The 16,457-nt window shown below is 73.0% G+C and carries 13 protein-coding genes; 3 read left to right on the forward strand and 10 right to left on the reverse strand.

The genetic code is table 11. The features are described from left to right. Positions 1-55: 55 nt before the first annotated feature. Complete coding sequence (locus ACFYST_RS17940; RefSeq protein WP_387642404.1) at positions 56-982, reverse strand: amidohydrolase family protein; 927 nt, start codon at positions 980-982, stop codon at positions 56-58. A 310-nt stretch (positions 983-1,292) separates the two neighbouring features. Here ACFYST_RS17940 and ACFYST_RS17945 point away from each other — a divergent pair, with 310 nt between their 5' ends. Beyond that, positions 1,293-2,795, forward strand: coding sequence for a tyrosinase family protein (locus ACFYST_RS17945; protein WP_387642401.1), 1,503 nt, complete (start codon positions 1,293-1,295; stop codon positions 2,793-2,795). A 35-nt stretch (positions 2,796-2,830) separates the two neighbouring features. Then, on the forward strand, positions 2,831-3,436 hold the full coding sequence (locus tag ACFYST_RS17950; RefSeq protein ID WP_387863371.1) for a DUF5134 domain-containing protein: 606 nt from the start codon (positions 2,831-2,833) through the stop codon (positions 3,434-3,436). Between the two features lie 32 nt (positions 3,437-3,468). Here ACFYST_RS17950 and ACFYST_RS17955 read toward each other — a convergent pair whose 3' ends face one another. Together ACFYST_RS17955 and ACFYST_RS17960 are read right to left on the reverse strand one after the other, a co-directional pair. Then, entirely contained in the window at positions 3,469-7,191 is a 3,723-nt protein-coding gene (locus tag ACFYST_RS17955; protein WP_387863373.1) for a WGR and DUF4132 domain-containing protein, read from the reverse strand. A 101-nt stretch (positions 7,192-7,292) separates the two neighbouring features. Next, positions 7,293-7,967, reverse strand: a complete 675-nt coding sequence (locus tag ACFYST_RS17960; RefSeq protein ID WP_387642391.1) for a response regulator — start codon at positions 7,965-7,967, stop codon at positions 7,293-7,295. 435 nt (positions 7,968-8,402) lie between these two features. On the opposite strand from ACFYST_RS17960, the gene ACFYST_RS17965 reads away from it, so the two are divergent. Beyond that, a complete protein-coding gene (locus ACFYST_RS17965; RefSeq protein WP_387642388.1) occupies positions 8,403-10,364 on the forward strand; it encodes an amino acid transporter in 1,962 nt (653 codons plus the stop codon). A gap of 61 nt (positions 10,365-10,425) precedes the next feature. Here the strand turns inward: ACFYST_RS17965 and ACFYST_RS17970 are convergent, their stop codons facing one another. The 7 genes from ACFYST_RS17970 to ACFYST_RS18000 form a co-directional block, all read right to left on the reverse strand. Next, complete coding sequence (locus ACFYST_RS17970; RefSeq protein ID WP_387863376.1) at positions 10,426-11,334, reverse strand: DUF4232 domain-containing protein; 909 nt, start codon at positions 11,332-11,334, stop codon at positions 10,426-10,428. 82 nt (positions 11,335-11,416) lie between these two features. Next, positions 11,417-12,076 carry a class I SAM-dependent DNA methyltransferase gene (locus ACFYST_RS17975; RefSeq protein WP_387863379.1) on the reverse strand — a complete coding sequence of 220 codons (660 nt, stop codon included), beginning with the start codon at positions 12,074-12,076 and terminating at the stop codon, positions 11,417-11,419. Between the two features lie 58 nt (positions 12,077-12,134). After that, positions 12,135-12,662 (reverse strand): GNAT family N-acetyltransferase, encoded by a 528-nt coding sequence (locus ACFYST_RS17980; protein WP_387642381.1) that lies wholly within the window; start codon positions 12,660-12,662, stop codon positions 12,135-12,137. Positions 12,663-12,692: 30 nt separating this feature from the next. Next, entirely contained in the window at positions 12,693-13,892 is a 1,200-nt protein-coding gene (locus ACFYST_RS17985) for a DUF5685 family protein (protein WP_387863381.1), read from the reverse strand. 103 nt (positions 13,893-13,995) lie between these two features. After that, entirely contained in the window at positions 13,996-14,757 is a 762-nt protein-coding gene (locus tag ACFYST_RS17990) for an HAD hydrolase family protein (protein WP_387863383.1), read from the reverse strand. A 47-nt stretch (positions 14,758-14,804) separates the two neighbouring features. Further along, complete coding sequence (locus ACFYST_RS17995) at positions 14,805-15,239, reverse strand: DUF6188 family protein (RefSeq protein ID WP_387863385.1); 435 nt, start codon at positions 15,237-15,239, stop codon at positions 14,805-14,807. Between the two features lie 108 nt (positions 15,240-15,347). Beyond that, positions 15,348-16,454 (reverse strand): NUDIX domain-containing protein, encoded by a 1,107-nt coding sequence (locus ACFYST_RS18000; RefSeq protein WP_387642371.1) that lies wholly within the window; start codon positions 16,452-16,454, stop codon positions 15,348-15,350. Positions 16,455-16,457: the final 3 nt, after the last annotated feature.

Genomic DNA, 16,457 nt, shown 5'->3' on the forward strand with positions numbered 1-16,457 from the left:
CGCCGCCGGCGTCCGCCCGTGGGCATACATCCGCAGGTGGACGGCGGCAGGGCGGTCACAGGTCGAAGAGCTTCGCGGCGTTGTGGTGGCAGACCGCCCGCAGCCAGTCGGATCCGAGGTCCAGCCGTTCCAGGGCGCGGAGTTGATGCAGATAGGGGTAGGGGATGTTCGGGAAGTCGGTGCCGAGCAGGACGCGGTCGCCGAGGTCGGCGAGCCGGGTCAGGGCGGGCCGGGGGAAGGGCATGAAGCTCTCGGTGAAGTCCGTGAACGCCATGGTGGTGTCGAGGTGCACCTGCGGGTAGCGCTCGGCGAGGTCCAGGAACTCCTGGTACTCCGGCATGCCCAAGTGGGCGACGATCAGCCGCAGTTGGGGGTGGCTGGCGAGCACCCGGGCGGCCGACTCGGGACCGGTGAACCGGCCGGGCGCGGGCCCGGAGCCGCAGTGCATCACCACCGGGACGCCCGCCTCCGCCAACATCCCCCACGCCGACCGGAGTTGCTCGTCCGCCGGATCGTAGTCGCCGACCTGCACATGCGCCTTGAACACCCGGGCCCCCGCGTCGAGGGCCTCGCGGACGTACTCCCCGGTGTCCGGCTCGGGGTACAGCGTGGCGGTGTGCAGGCAGTCCGGGGTGCGGCGGGCGAAGTCGACGGCCCAGTCGTTCAGCCAGCGGGCCATGCCCGGCTTGTGCGGGTAGAGCATCGAGGTGAACGCCCGGACACCGAACTCCCGCAGCACGGCCGTGCGTTCGGCTTCCTCGGTGCGGTAGGTGATCGGCCAGGCCAGGCCGCCGACCAGTGGCCCGTTGGCGTCGAAGTACTCCCACACCTTGCGCAGCACCCGTTCGGGCATGAAGTGGGTGTGGACGTCGATCAGCCCGGGCAGCCCGAGCCCGCCCCAGAACCGGCGCACCTCGTCCGCCTCCGCGCGGAACTCCTCGCCCAACGGCTCGACACTGTGCGGCTCGTGGAGTGAACTCACCTGAACTGCCCCTCTCGTGAACATGCGGAACATGCGGAACATGCGGAACGCGCGAGACGCGCGAAACCGGATCAGCGTATGCCGCTCCCGTTTCCGGCCCGCGCCCGCCCTCGGCTCCCCTTCCCTCGACCACCAGGGCCCGGAATCGTACGACGGTCGGACGGGGATCCAGGCGTCCTCCGTGCGGCCGCGCCCTGTGCGGACCAGCCCGCCTGGCAGGCGGCCGCAGACCCTCCGACCATGGACCCTGTGCGTCGCTGCACCGCGCAGCCGGCATCGCCACTCCCGTCCGGAGACCAGCGGAGGAAGCATGACCACGACCCCCGGAGACCCGACCGCCGATCAAGTCGTCGCGGCGCCCACCTATCTGGCGGACATCCGGTTCTTCTTCCGGCCCGAGGACGTCGACCACATGGCCGCCAAGGGGATCGAGCTCGGAACCTACGACGGGGTGAGGAAGAACGGGCTCGCCATCCTCGCGCAGACCTCTCCGCCGAACGCGCAGATGCCCCCGGACCAGGCCGGGAAGTGGAGCGCCGATCGCGTCCAGACGTTCAAGAACTGGATCGTCAACGGCTACCCCCTCGGTACGGCGACGGGCGGCGGGCCCCCGGCGGGTGGCCCGGCCCCGACCAGGCTGCGCAAGGACGTCACCACACTGACCGACGCCGAGTTCACGCTGCTGAAGACCGCGTTCAGCGGCCTGATGGCCCGCGACCCGGCCGCGGCGGACAGCTACTTCGTGCTGGCCGGGCAGCACGGTCTCCCGGAGAGCTGGTGCCTGCACCACGAAGACCGGTTCAATCCCTGGCACCGCCAGTACCTGATCAACTTCGAGGACGCGCTGCGTTCCGTCCCGGGCTGCGAGACGGTGACGCTCCCCTACTGGGACATCACGACCGCCCTGCCGGACCGGCTCCAGCACCCGCCGCTCGACCAGTACGTTCTGCCGGCCGATCCCGGCGCCAACGCGACGCCGCAGCCCGTCACCGGGTACTTCCCGTACACCACCCAGCGGTTCCCCGTCGCGACCATCACCCAGAACATGCAGGACTTCGGGGTGCCGGACGACATCACCACCTCGCTGGCCCAGTCGCTGTGGGGCGCGTACAACGTCAACGGGTACCAGGACTTCTCGATCCAGGCCCACGACGGCGGCCACGGATCGATCGGGCCGACGATGGCCGACCAGAACGTCTCATCGTTCGACCCGGTGTTCTGGTTCTTCCACTGCAACATCGACCGCCTCTGGCTGAGCTGGCAGACCCGCGCCCAGGCGACCACACTGACCGGCTTCCGATCCACTCTGGGTACCGACACCGGCTGGCTCACCGCGCCGTTCAACGCACTGCCGCCGTTCACCACGACCGCCGACCAGACGATCGAGACGACCGTCTCGTACGACCGGCTGGACGTCCCCGGCCCCGCGGAGCGTGTCATGGAGAACCTGTCCGGGAGCACCGACGCCGCCAGCCCCTTCGCGTTCCGCAGCACCGACCCGGTGTCGGTGCGGGTGAAGGGCATCGACCGGCTGAACATCCCCGGGTCGTTCGTCGTGACGCTGCTCGCCGACGGCGCGCCGGTCGCGAAGCGCTACTTCTTCCAGCCGAAGATGCCGCGGAAGTGCCCGACCTGCGTGAAGCACGGCATCATCAACCTCGACTTCCGAATGCCGCAGGAACAGATCCAGGACCGGACGCTGTCCGTCCGCATCGACGTGCCCGGGCACTCCGAGGAGGTCGGCACCGCGTTCCCGCTCGCGCAGGCCGGCAACCCGACCGTCAACGCGCGGCTGCTGGTGCAGGACGCGTAGCCGGTGGCGGCGCGGGCGGCGGACGGGAGGTTCCGGTGCGGGAACCCGTGATCGCCACCGCCCTGCTGATCGCCCTGACCGGCTGGTGCGCGGTGCACGGCGTGTCCGGCATCGCGGCCGGCCGGTGCGCGGACCGCCGGCTGGAGGCGGCCGAGATCGTGATGGCGCTCGCGGTGGTCGCGATGACGGCACCGGCGTTCGACCCACTGCCGCAGGGCCTGTGGGCGGCCCTGCTCGCCGCGTCCGCGGCCTGGCCGGTACGCCGAAGCCCGGCACCCGCCGGGCGTCACCAGGAGCGCCACGCGGTGCCGCCCGGTGCCTGGGCGCACTACGCCCACCACGTCGTCGGCGCGTCCGCGATGGCCGCCCTCGCAGTGGCTCCGAAGCACCACCACGCCGGCGGCAGCGGTGTCCAGGCCGCTCATGCCGCGGTGCCGGCCTGGACGCTGCTTCTCCTGGCGACGTACTTCCTCGGGTACGCCGCCGTCGGAGTCGCCGCACTCCTGCTGCCCCGCCCGGCCACGGGCCGCCACCCGGCCCGTGACCGCGCACCCGGGCCGCCCGCCCTGCTCCGCCTGGTTTCGGCGCGGCGCACGGTGATGGCCATCGGCATGTTCTACATGCTGGTCGGCATGAGCTGACCCCCGGCAAGGCCCCGCCGCCGGAGGGGTGCTCAGTCGGCGGTCAACTCCTCGAGGTCGGCGAGGAGTTCGGAGGCGGTGACGGCGTCCAGGTCGGCGAAGCGCTCGCCGCACTCGCGGCGGGACCGGTAGTAGTCGCGGGCCCGGGTGTCCAGCCACACCGTGCTGAAGGTCTGCTCGGGGAACTCCGTCACCACGCTGACGTAGATGCCCGGTTCGAGCGCGATCACCAGGTGCCGGCCGTTCGGCAGCGGCTTGTGGAACCAGCGCTCGACCCCCGCGTCCTCGGGGGTGCCGCGCTGCCAGCCGCGCTTGGTCATGCCCAGCAGACGGCCCACCGGTATTCTCGCTCCCTCGAAGCGGTGCAGCCGGTGCCCGGCGGCCTCCTCCGCCGTCAATACGGCCGTCGGACGGGCGAGTTGGCGGAACGGCTGGAGCAGCCCGTGGCCGGCGAAGAGCGCGGACCAGGCGGGAACGTCGAGGTACAGGGGGTGGGCGAGGCGGACGACGGCGTCCTCGGGGAGCGTGAACGCCTCGTCGCGGACATCGGCGAAGGCGCCGTCCTCGGCGACCCGGAACGCGGTGTCCGCCGTGCTCCAGACGAGCCGGCGGACCAGGTGCCGGAGCAGCGGATGATCGACCAGCAGGGTACGGAACTCGGCCGCCGACCAGGTCCGTCCGGCGACCATCGCGGCTTCCAGGCGCTGGATCTGCACGCTCGCCAGCGCCCGGACGTCCTTCTTCAGCGCGGCGAAGCGCTTGCGTCCGGCCGGCGCCAGCTCCGGGTCGTCCTGGGCACCGGGCGCGGGCAGATCCTTGCGGCGCTTGCCGTCCGAGTCCAGCACGAACGGAAGCAGCTGCTCGTCGAACCCGACCGTGAACGTCCGCGCACCGTAGTCGACGACCGTCGTACCGTCCGCGTCCAGCCCCAGATCGGGCACCAGCCGGTCGCCGAGCTGCTCGCCCGTCAGGCCCAGCGCCTCCGCGATCTCGGCGACCTTCTCCTGCGCCCGCGACTTCAGCGCCTTGAACTTCACCCGCTGCCCGATGCCGTGCAACTGCATCAGCGCGACGTCGCTGCCGATCCCCGCCAGCACGTCCAGGCCCTCCACCGCGCGGTGGTGCGCACCCGCACCCGGCCACTCGCGCAGCACCGGGGCCAACCGGCGCGCGGTTTCGTCGTCGCCCCACTCGCCCAGCACGAACAGCGCCCAGCTGTCCGCCGCGGGCATCCCCGCCTGCCGCCACTCCTCGAACAGCGCCCAGCCGAACTCCGCCGCCGACTCCGGCCGCAGCAGGTCCGCCACCAGCGGCAGACCCGGATACGGGTCGCGCAACTTCGACAGCGACATCATGGTGACCACGTGCCGCACCGCCGACCGCGGCAGCGCCGCACCGGAACGCAGCACCAACTGCGGCAGCGCACCGAGCAGCAGCCAGTCCGGGAACTCCGGCATCTTCGCCGGCAGCGCGTTGACCAGCGGGTCCGCGCTCAGCGCCGCCGCCACCACGGCCGCCGGCGCATCGCCGTAACGTTCCTGCACCGCCGCCAGCAGGACGTCCACGCCCTGCTGCGCCGCGACCAGCCGCAGCGCGTTCTCGGCGGCCAACCGGGCCCGGCCGGCCTTGCCGACCGCGTTCGGCACCAGCAGCAGCGCACCCTCGACGCCGTGCCGGACGAACCACGAACGAGCCGTCGCCCGCTGCGACTTGAGGCGCACCAGGGCGTCCGCCATCACCCCGGCGACGGTGACGTCGCGGAACGGCAGCAGCAGCGGCACCACGTGCCCGGGCTGGGCCGCCGCACCGTCGCGCAGCAACGGCAGCGCGGCCAGGCCGAACCTGGCGACCACCGGGCGCAGCGACTCCGCCGCGTTCCAGTACTCGCCGGGCCGCCAGCCCTCCAGGTACTGGCCCACGATCTCCTCGGGGCCGTGCGCCAGCAGTTCCGCGCCGTACCAGAGGCCGCCGGCCTCCCTCAGCCGGATCTCCGCCTCGGCGGCCCAGTCGAAGCCCGGACCGAAGGTCCACGGGGACTGCGTGTCCTCCCGCCACTGCTCCGACTCGCCTTCCTTCCAAAGGAGTTGGGCGGTGCCGTCGGCGGTGACCCCGGTCAGCACCTTCGGCTTCCGGGCGGGACGCGGGCGTAGCCACGGCGGCGAGGTCAGCAGCTTGGGCAGTGCGGCGGCCTCCGCCTCCGGCAACTGCTGCTGCGTGTTGCTCAGCGAGGCGACGAACTCGGCGGTGTCGGCGTCGAGTCGCGCCAGCACCTCGGGCAACTGCGAACGGAGCGAGCCGAGGTGACTGACCAGCAACTGCCGTGCGATCGCGGCCTCCGCGCCGACCCGCTGCCGCGCGAACTCCGCCAACAGCCGCACCGCGCGCACCGGGAAGCGGCGCATCGCGTGCAGCAGGCCGGGGCGGACGTGGCGGACCTCGATCCGGTCGAGCAGCAGCCGGAACGCCCGGTCGCCGGGGAACTCGGCTATCTGGAGGGCGAGTTGACGGATCTTGTCGAGGTCGTACTGGGTGTCCAGGGCGCGTCCGAACAGCGGCACGCATGCGGGGCCCACCGCGTCGGCCAGGGTGGGCAGTTGGCTCGGCGGCCAGTTCATCCAGGGGCGGAGCGGCTGCTGGGCGATCCGCGCGACCTGCTCCGCCGTGCCGACCGAGTGCACCAGCTGGGCGACCGAAACCTCGCTGATCTTTCCGAACGCCGGCAGTTCGGCCAGGCATTCGTCCACCCAGCCCGGTACCTCCGGGGCGAGGAACGCGGTCGCCGCCCGGCGGTCCCGCCGGGTCCGGATCGCCGCCAACTCGGCCAGCACGGAACGGTATTCGGGCTCGTCGGCGAGCGCCAGCGCCCGCCGCACCCCCTGCGCCAGCGTGAACGCGAACTCCGCCCCACGCAGCTCCCGGCGGCCCGATCCCTCCGAGATCAGCCCGGCCCGGTGGTGGTTGGGCCGGGCGCAACTCGAGTCGAACTCGAAGGACGCCACCGTGGCGCGGGCCGCGAAACCCAGCCCGAACCGGGCGATCCAGGAGTCCAGGACCTCCTGGATTCCGCCCTTCTGCCAGGTCTCGCGCAGCATCGCCGCGACCGCCGCGGCGCCGATCGCGTCCGGCATCCCGCGCAGGTGCGCGCGGGCGGCCCGCACCAGGTACTGCTCGGAGTTTGCGTCGTCGAGCACCCGCTCGATCCAGGTCTCGTTCTTGGCGATCCGCAGCAGCTCCAGCTCCTCGGCCGCCGCCGCGTCCACCACCGGCCGGGCCGGCCCGGCCGGCACCCCGCCGCCACGGCGCGGCACCACCAGCGGGTACCAGGACTCCGGCAGCACGAAAGCGTCCTCGTCCGGCAGTTCGGCGAACTCGGCGTCCCCGGCGCCCTGTTCGACGGTCTCGACGTCCCCGGCGCCCTGCTCGACGGCCTGCTCGACGGCCGCCACGCTCTTGACGGTCTGCGCAGCCTCGGCGGACGGCGTCGGCGAGGAGGCCGGGGCGGTCGGAGTGGTCGGAGCGGTCGGAGCCTGAGCGCCCCCCGTCTCCCGGTACCCCTTGCGCTCCTTCTCGGCGATCTGCTTCGCGAGGTGCGCCTCGGCGGCGGCCGGGTCCGCGAGTTCCTTGACCTGGAGGCGTCCCTCGGTGCCGATCCGGCCGTAGCGGACCTGCACGGACGCGCCGTCGGTCGCCGCCTCCCAGAACTTCGACGAACCGTCCCCGACCAACTCCCAGCGCCGCACTGCCCCTCCAGACATGCCGATGGCTCCGGGCGGCCGCCGTGATCGTCCGGCCGCCCGGTGGGAACCCTAGCGAGCGGTTCCGACACCACCCCTGGTGGCGCGGAACCGCAGGGGAATCAGGCGCCGCGCTCCGAGGAGGGCGCGGACAGCGTCTGGGTGGCGATGACCGCGGCCTGCACCCGGCGCTCGACGCCGAGCTTGGCGAGCAGGCGGGAGATGTGGTTCTTGACGGTCTTCTCGGCGAGGAACACCCGCTCGCCGATCTGCCGGTTGGTGAGTCCCTCGCCGATCAGTGCCAGGATCTCGCGCTCCCGCTCGGTCAGGTTGGGGAAGTCGGGGGCGGGCGCCGGGGCCTCGCCGCGCAGACGGGCCATCAGGCGGGTCGCCGCGCCCGGGTCGAGCATGGACTGACCGGAGGCGACGGTACGGATCGCGGTGACCAGGTCGGTGCCGCTGATCTGCTTGAGCACGTAGCCGGCCGCGCCCGCCATGATCGAGTCGAGCAGCGCCTCCTCGTCGTCGAACGAGGTGAGCATCAGGCAGGCGAGTTGCGGCATCCGTGAACGCAACTCCCGGCACACGGAGACCCCGTCGCCGTCGGGCAGCCGCATGTCGAGCACCGCGACGTCCGGGCGCAGCGCGGGCACCCGGGCGAGGGCCTGTTCGACCGTGCCGGCCTCGCCGACCACCTCCAGGTCGGGCTCGGAGTCCAGCAGGTCGTGCACCCCGCGGCGGACCACCTCGTGGTCGTCCAGCAGGAACACCCTGATCGGCGCCGATCCCTCGGACATGGCAGCAACTCTCCTCGCGCAATTCGCGGACGTCAGGGCCGGAGCCCGGACGCAGACACCCGGCAGTCTGCTAAACCGTACCCGGGGGCCGGGAGGGGTACCCGCCTCCGACCGGCCCCGAAGCAGGGCCGGTCGGCCCTTGACGGCGATGCTCGGACGTGCCTGAACCGTTGAGGTGTCGTCCCTCGGTCGCCCCTCGGTCGTCCGTCGGTCGCCCCGGTTCGTGCCCGACCGGGCGGGCAAACAGTGGGCCAAGGCCGCCCCAAGGGGACGTCAAGCAGCGGGGACCGGTCCCGACCTGGGCAGATGGGGGACGTTACGCTCCAGCCTGCCCTGGACGGTGGCGGAGGTGACCTACATTGACGTGGGAGTCCGCCCGGTGGGCCGGATCGTCCGGCGGCCCGGGGCTACCGACCTCGCGACAGGAGCAGCACAGTGGTCGATTCCGCCCCCGCGGACGCCGGCTCGGCGCGCGAGCGCCTTCGGGCCTGGCTGCTGGAAGGCCTGTCGGACATGGCCAAGCAGCACCCCGGCCCGCACGCCCAGGCCACCGACCAGCAGCACGGGCAGCGCTGGTGGCGGGTGATGTGCCTGACCGGCCTGGACTACTTCTCCACCCTCGGCTACCAGCCCGGCATCGCCGCCCTCGCCGCCGGCCTGCTCTCCCCGATCGCCACCATCGTGCTGGTCGCCGTCACGCTGCTCGGCGCGCTGCCCGTCTACCGGCGGGTCGCCCAGGAGAGCCCGCACGGCGAAGGCTCGATCGCGATGCTGGAGCGGCTGCTGTCGTTCTGGAAGGGCAAGCTGTTCGTCCTGGCGCTGCTCGGCTTCGCCGCCACCGACTTCGTGATCACCATCACGCTGTCCGCCGCCGACGCCACCGCGCACCTGGTGGAGAACCCGCACCTGAACAGCGTGCTCAGCGGCCACCAGGTAGTGATCACCCTGCTGCTGATCGCGCTGCTCGGCGGCGTCTTCCTGAAGGGCTTCAGCGAGGCGATCGGTGTGGCGGTCGTCCTGGTCGCGGTCTACCTGGCACTGAACGTGGTGGTGGTCGCCGTCGGCCTGTGGCACGTGATCACCGCGCCGTCCGTGATCACCGACTGGACGCACGCGCTCAGCGTGGAGCACGGCAATCCGCTGGTGATGATCGGCGTCGCGCTGGTGGTCTTCCCCAAGCTCGCGCTCGGTCTGTCCGGCTTCGAGACCGGCGTCGCCGTGATGCCGCACATCGAGGGCGACCCCGAGGACACCGAGGACCGGCCCACCGGGCGCATCCGCGGCGCCCGCAAGCTGCTCACCACCGCCGCCGTGATCATGAGCTGCTTCCTGATCACCACCAGCTTCATCACCACGCTGCTGATCCCCGCCGACGACTTCAAGACCGGCGGCCCCGCCAACGGCCGCGCCCTCGCGTACCTGGCCCACCACTACCTGGGCAACGCGTTCGGTTCGGTCTACGACCTGTCGACCATCGCCATCCTGTGGTTCGCCGGTGCGTCCGCGATGGCCGGACTGCTCAACCTGATGCCGCGCTACCTGCCGCGTTACGGCATGGCCCCGCACTGGGCCCGGGCCGTGCGGCCGATGGTGCTGGTGCTCACCGGCATCGCCTTCGTGATCACCTGGCTGTTCGACGCCAACGTCGACAAGCAGGGCGGCGCGTACGCCACCGGCGTGCTGGTGCTGATCACCTCGGCCGCGATCGCCGTCACCATCGCCGCGCGGGCCGCCCGGCAGCACCGGTGGACGATCGGCTTCGCGATCATCGCCGCGGTGTTCGTCTACACCACCGTCATCAACATCGCCGAACGCCCCGACGGCGTGAAGATCGGCGCCTGCTTCATCGCGGCCATCGTGCTGGTCTCGCTCGCCTCCCGGCTCGCCCGGTCCTTCGAACTGCGGGTCACCGACGTCCAGTTGGACGCCGTCGCGGAACGCTTCGTGCGGGACACCGCGCACCGGACGATCCGTTTCATCGCCACCAAGCCTGCCACCCGCGACCTCGCCGAGTACCGCGACAAGGTGCACCAGATCCGCGCCGACAACGACATCCCGGTCGAGGACGACCTGGTGTTCGTCGAGGTCACGGTGCTCGACCCGTCCGACTTCGAGGCCGAGTTGAAGGTCCGCGGCGAGGTGCTGCACGACCGCTACCGGGTGCTGACCCTCGAACACTCCAGCGTGCCGAACTCGCTCGCCGCGATACTGCTGCACGTCCGCGACACCACCGGCCAGCTGCCGCACATCTACTTCGAGTGGACCGAGGGCAGCCCGTTCGCCCAGTTCCTGCGGTTCTTCCTGTTCGGCCAGGGCGAGGTCGCGCCCGTCACCCGCGAGGTGCTGCGCGAGGCCGAGCCCGATCGCAGCCGGCGGCCGCGGGTGCACGTCGGATAGCGCTTTCCGGGACCGGTTCGGAGAGGTGGAAAGCGTTTTCCGAGACCGATCGGTCAGCGGCTCAGGACGGGGAGTTCTCCCGGGCCCACGCGCCGACGCCGAGCCGGCCGGTGGTGCCGAGGTCCAGCTCCGGGGTCACCATCACCGGTGCCGCGTCGGGCGTCGCCCGGACCCGCAGGTACGGGGCGTTCACCGGGTCCACCGCGGTGTCGTTGTTGGTGTTGCGCCACACCACCGTGGACCGCGCGCCCTCGCCCGGCCCGAGCGTGATCCGCTGCGGCGGGTTGTCCGCGCCGGTGCCGGCCGCGATCGCCGCACCGCCCTTCAGCACCTGCAGCGCGTCCACCGGCCGGTGCTGCTCGTCCAGTGCCTGCACCTGCGGGTAGCCGTCCACCGTCACCGGTGACGTCCCGCAGTTCACCAGGTGCAGGCCCACCACTCGCAGCCCCATCGCCGCATCGCCCTGGTCCGCGTACAGCCGCACCCCCGACGCCGGGCACGGGCCGCCCTTCGACGGCGCCTCGGCCGTCGGGACGCTGCGCACCAGGGTGATCTTCACGTTCGGGACGATCGGCGGCAGGGACGCGGTGGTGCGCGCCGGGTTCGGGGTGCCGACCTCGACCCGGCCGCGGACGGTCGCGCCCGGCGGTACCGCCGTTGCCGTGCCGGTCGGGCTGGTGTCCAGGCGCTGGCCGACGCCCGTCCACCCGAACAGCACCGAGAAGTCCGCGGCCTCGCTGCCCGCGTTGGTCACCTCGAACTCCGCGCAGGCGTCGTTCACCGCGAGAATCCGCACCCCGTCCCGGGACCACCCGTCCAACGGCCGCTCCAGCGGCACCCCGCACGGCCCCGCGCTCGCCGACGGCGCGGCCGACCCGCCGCCGGTGGCCGTCACCGACCCGCACCCGACGAGCAGCGCGGCGGCGGTGAGGACGAGGGCGGCGGCGGGTCGCGTGGCGGTGGCAGACATTCGACGAGTTGATCACGTCGCGGGCGGGCCGGTCCGTGACGCCCGTCACGGTCCGGGCAACAGCCTTGCAACGGTTGGCAGTTCACGCCTGATCGCTGCGGTGCGGGCGGCGGGCGAACAGGATGGCCCCCGGCACCTCGGCGTCCGGGTCGGTCAGCAGCTGGGCCTCGACCGTGAACCCGGCTTCGCGCAGCCACGCCGCGACCCGGTCGGGCGAGCGGCGGTGGACGTGGACCCGCATCGGGTGGCCGCCGTAGCCCTGCGTCTTCAGCCGCGACCCGGTGCCGACGTGAAAGCCGATCAGCAGCGGCCCGCCGGGACGCAGCACCCGCCGGAACTGGTCGAGGACCGCCGGGACCACCTCGTCGGGGATGTGGATCAGCGACCAGAAGGCGAGCAGTCCGGCGACCGACCCGTCGGCGAGGTCGAGGTCCGTCATGGTGCCCACCTCGAACCGCAGGCCCGGGTGATCGCGCCGGGCCACCCCGATCATCCCCGGCGACAGGTCGATGCCGAACGCGTCGAGGCCCAACTCGTGCAGGTGGGCGGTGACATGCCCGGGGCCGCAGCCCACGTCCGCCACCGGCCCGCCGCCGGAGGTGCGCACCAGGTCGGCGAACACGGCCAGGGCGGCGCGGAGGTACGGCGCCCCGGCCAGTGCCTCGCGGATCCAGTCGGCGTAGCTGACCGCGACGGTGTCGTAGGAGTCCCGGGTGTCCGTCAGCCAGCCGTCCGCGTTCATGCCCGACACCGTAGTCCAGTGGTCAACTTCCGGGCCCGGTCGGCGAATCACCGACGGCTCACATCGGCAGCGAGTGCAGCCGGACCGGGCCGGCGGGCCAATCGGCCCCGGGCGTCAGCGGCTTCCACATCGCGCCGAGCGGGACGGGCGCCGGGCCGGCGGGCTGGTCGGCCGTCACCGGCTCGGGCAGGGGGAGAAAGCCGAGGCGGGTGTAGAGCGGGGCGCGGCTCGGGAGGCAGAACAGCAGCGCCCGGTCCAGGCCGTCGGCGCGGGCGGCGTCCAGCACGCCGGTGACGGCGAGGCGGGCCAGGCCGTGGCCGCGCAGGCTGGTTTCGACGATGACGCCGCCGACGCCCGCGACGTCGAAGCGCTGCCCGCCGACCTCCACCGTCCCCACCGCCAGCCCGGCGTGCGCGACCACCCGGCCCTCGTGCCACACGCCGAAGTGCCGGTCCTTGGGCCGCCACGTCACGCCGTACGAGCTGGTCTCGAACGGGTCGGCCGCGCCGCCGCCCAGTGCCAGCACGTCCGGCCAGCCCCAGTCGGCGAGCTCGGCCGCTGCCGTGAACTCCGGTGTGTCACCCATGACTTGCTCCACTCGTTCCGGTTCTCGGGACTACGAACAGTCGCATCCGCCGCAGCCGTCGCACCCGCAGCCGTCGCACGCACTGCAACAGCCGTCGTCGCCGCAGCACTGGCAGCAGCTCCCGTCGCACCCGCTGCAGCAGTCACAACAGTCGCAGAGGGAGCCGCAGTTGCGCTGGCAAAAGCCCTGCTGGCGCTCCCGGGAGAACGGGTTGTCGTGCTCGCAGCACAGCAGCTGGCACGTGCAGGCCATGGTCAGCCAGACCGCGCACCCCACGATGGTGTCCCGGCGCGGCTTCGGCGGGCCCGGCGGCTGGTGGGGACCGGCGGGCGCGTCGGGGTCCGTGCCCTGCGGCGCGGTGCTCGCGCAGACATGCCCGGCGCGGCCGAACACCCGGTCCACCGCCTCGCCGGTCTCGTGCGCCAGCAGCCGGTGCACCAGCGCCCGATCGGTGAACTCCACCTCGGCCAGGGCGAGTTTGATGCCGTGCACGGCGTCCCGGCACAGGCGTCGTGCCTCCTCCTGCGAGGTGCCCGACACTGCCAGCGGATTCCACAGCCCCTGCGCCTCGTCCTGCTGCCCGTCCTCGGCCGCGTCCAGCAGGTGCGCCAGCCGTCCGAACAGCCGGCCCGCCTCGGCGAGCGCCGCCGCGTTGCCCGGACGGCCCGCCAGCACCGCCGTGTGCGCGAACGCCGCCGCCGTCGCCTCCTCGGTCGGCGCCGTCGCCAGCAGCAGCGGACCGCCCGCCGTCACCAGCCGCTCCGCCTCCTCCTGCCGGCCCGCCGCCGCCAGCAGCACCCCCGTGTCGAAGCCGACCGCCGCCGCACTGCCCGTGCTCTGCCGCTCCCAGCGCCGGGTTATTCGGCGTGCCCCCGCCGCGACCGGCCGGCGCGCGAACACCCCGTCGCCGTCCAGCACATGGTCCCGGACCTTCACCGACGCCAGCGCCAACGAGACCGCCGCCGCCAGCCGCGCCCCCTCGCCGCGCGCCACCGGCGCCGTCCGCATCCCGCGCAACGGGCACGGCCCCGCCGTCCGGCGATCGGCGGCGCGCGGCGACTGTGCCTCCACCAGCACGGAGATCACCAGGCCGTCGTAGTTGGTCGCCGTCCGCGCCAACTGCCCGTGATCGTCCCGCAGAGCCAGACACAACCCGCACAGGTGTGCCATCCAGGACGCGTGCAGCCGCTCCGACAACCGGTGCCGACACGGTCTGATGATTCCGAACAATTCCCCGCCCCCATTGCCTTGCCCAACCCGCCCTGACCAGCCGCCATCCTAGTGACGCTGCCTCGCCTTGGAAGGTTCCGGGGCGCTCCGGGCTGCTACGGCGTCAGGCTGTGGCCGCCAGGCGCAGGATCTCCGCCGCGACGGCCTCCGGGTGCGGGGCGACCGTCACCGCGGCGACGCCGTCGAGGGCGGGGTGGGCGCCGACGCGGACGGCGTGGTGGGCGTCGCGGAGCAGGGAGAAGTCGTTGATGTCGTTGCCGAAGGCGTTGTAGTGGTCGATGCCCAGCGAGACCAGGGCCTCCCGCTTGTCGGTGGTGCCGGGCGCGAAGTCGATGATCCCCTCGTCGAAGTGGTGGTTGACGGAGAATCCGAGCGCGCGGCAGGACGCGGCGAGGGCGGGCAGGTCGGTCGCGGAGACCACCAGAAGCTTCACCACGGCCGGGAGTTCGGCGAGTTCGACGCGGCGGGCCACCCGGTTCTGGTCGACGCGCTCGAGGATCGGGTGATCGGCCGGGCCGGTGTAGGCGTAGTCCCACGGGCCGTCGGCGAGATAGCCGGCCTTGAACCGTTCGGCCTCGGCCAGCAGGGTGGCGAGCTTCGCGGCCGAGAACGCGGCGCGCATCCGGACCCGCCCGCCGACCGACACCAGACTGCCGTTGCCGCCGATCAGCGTCGAGCAGGGGAACGCGCCCTCCAGGACGGGCAGCAGATCACGGATCGGCCGGGCGGAGGCGAACACCAGCTCGTGGCCGGCCCGCTCGCAGGCGTCGAGGGCGGAGATGATCCGGGCGTCGATCGTCCTCCCGTCGAAGCAGAGCGTGCCGTCGATGTCGAAGACCGTGGTGCGGGCGGGAGGGATGATCATGGTCGGAGCCTAACGATCCTCCTACCTCCGGCCGAGCTCACCCCCGCTCAAGCAGGTGGCCCGCCGTCCGGCCCGTCGTCCGGCCCGTCGTCCGGCCCGCCGTCCGGGCCGCCGTCCGGCCCGCCGGTGAACAGGGGGCCGGTGGGGGAGGCGAGCTGCCACGGGTGGACGGGGCCGCCGGGGGCCGGGTCGGGGGCGACGGCCAGGAGGTGGCCGGTGTCGAAGACGAGGTGCAGGCCCCCGGCGGGGGTGACGGTGGCGCGGGTGACCGTGGCGTGCGCCAGCGGGCCGAGGGCGCCGGATGGGATGACGCCGAGGGTGGGGTAGAAGTGGTCGACCTTCGCGCCGCGCAGCAGCCGGAAGTCGTTGCGCACCGTCAGCCGCAGCCCGCCGTCGAGGTGGAAGACCAACCGGTCGCCGCCGCCCAACGACCGCACCACGCAACCGTCCAGGCCCAGCACCTGCTCCGCCGACCGTTCCATCGTCGCCACCTCCTTGCTCGTACCTTCCCGCCGCGCGGGCCCGGCTACCCGTGCGACCGGTCCCGCTACCCGTGCGACCGGGCCCGGCTACCCGTGCGACCCGTCCCGCTACCCGTGCGACCCGTCCGGTTCGGCGACGACCGCCGGCGACCCCGAGTGCGGTACGCCGTTCAGCAGTTCGGCCGGGCCCGCGCCGGCCGGGAGGGCGCGGACGGCCAGGCACGCGGCCAGCCGGTGCGCGATGGGCGGGATCAGCAGGCGCTGCGCCTCCTCGGGGGTGAACAGGCCCCATTCGGCGATCTCCTCCTCCTGGAGGCGGATCGTCGACAGTTGCTCGGCCGTCACCGTCCCGCCGTCGAACACCAGGACGGTGCGCGGGAGTTCGTCGGCGACCGAGGGCATCCAGTCGATCGCCAGCAGCCGGCCCGGTTCGTGCTGCCAGCCGAGTTCCTCCAGGGTCTCCCGCCGGGCGGCGTCGCGGGGCAGTTCGCGGTCCGCCTCGATCGAGCCGCCGGGCAGCACCCACGCTGTCTGGCCGTTCCACGGGACCAGCCGCACCAGCAGCACCCGGCCCTGCTCGTCCGTGAACAGCGTCCGCGCCTTCGCCCGGATCCGGGGACGGCTCGCGATGTACGTGTCCCGGTCCATCGGTGGCGGCGGCGCGGGCCGGTCGCTGCCGGGCGGCAGCAGCGCCGCGATCCCGGCCGGGCCGGTGTATGCCGGGGCGGGCCACGGGCGCAGGTGCAGGGCGGTGTGGCCGACCGGCCGGCCGTCCGCGAGCTCCAGCGGCGCCGCCGAACGCGGCGCCAGCGCGCAGGACCCGACCCGCCGGGACAGCAGCGGCGGCAGCGCCGACATCAACTGCTCCGGCGTCAGGTACACCAGCGCGTCCAACTCCTCGGCCTCCAGCCGGATTCGGGCCAGCTGAGCCTCGGTGAGCGGGTCCGCCCAGTACAGGAACGCCGCGATGGGCGGCCGGTGGTGGTCCCGCGACCAGTCCAGGCAGGCGAGTTCGCGCAGCACCGGGGTGATGCCCAACTCCTCCTGGATCTCCCGGACGGCGGTGTGCCGGGGCGACGGGTCGGACGCGTCCCAGCCGCCGCCCGGCACTTCGATCGGGTGCTTCGCCCGGTACGACACCCGGGCCACCATCACCCGGCCCTGCTCGTCCGGGAACAGCACCCCCGCCGCCGCCAGCAGTTCACGCCCCGCCATCGC

Origin of the sequence: Kitasatospora sp. NPDC004614 (assembly GCF_042873675.1) — a bacterium.
GTDB lineage: Bacteria > Actinomycetota > Actinomycetes > Streptomycetales > Streptomycetaceae > Kitasatospora.

Coding starts and splice junctions, on each gene's coding strand:
- ACFYST_RS18000 (WP_387642371.1), bottom strand. CDS start 16,454: ATGGCGGGGCGTGAACTGCTGGCGGCGGCGGGGGTGCTGTTCCCGGAC.
- ACFYST_RS17980 (WP_387642381.1), bottom strand. CDS start 12,662: ATGGGTGACACACCGGAGTTCACGGCAGCGGCCGAGCTCGCCGACTGG.
- ACFYST_RS17955 (WP_387863373.1), bottom strand. CDS start 7,191: ATGTCTGGAGGGGCAGTGCGGCGCTGGGAGTTGGTCGGGGACGGTTCG.
- ACFYST_RS17975 (WP_387863379.1), bottom strand. CDS start 12,076: ATGAACGCGGACGGCTGGCTGACGGACACCCGGGACTCCTACGACACC.
- ACFYST_RS17995 (WP_387863385.1), bottom strand. CDS start 15,239: ATGGAACGGTCGGCGGAGCAGGTGCTGGGCCTGGACGGTTGCGTGGTG.
- ACFYST_RS17970 (WP_387863376.1), bottom strand. CDS start 11,334: ATGTCTGCCACCGCCACGCGACCCGCCGCCGCCCTCGTCCTCACCGCC.
- ACFYST_RS17945 (WP_387642401.1), top strand. CDS start 1,293: ATGACCACGACCCCCGGAGACCCGACCGCCGATCAAGTCGTCGCGGCG.
- ACFYST_RS17990 (WP_387863383.1), bottom strand. CDS start 14,757: ATGATCATCCCTCCCGCCCGCACCACGGTCTTCGACATCGACGGCACG.
- ACFYST_RS17960 (WP_387642391.1), bottom strand. CDS start 7,967: ATGTCCGAGGGATCGGCGCCGATCAGGGTGTTCCTGCTGGACGACCAC.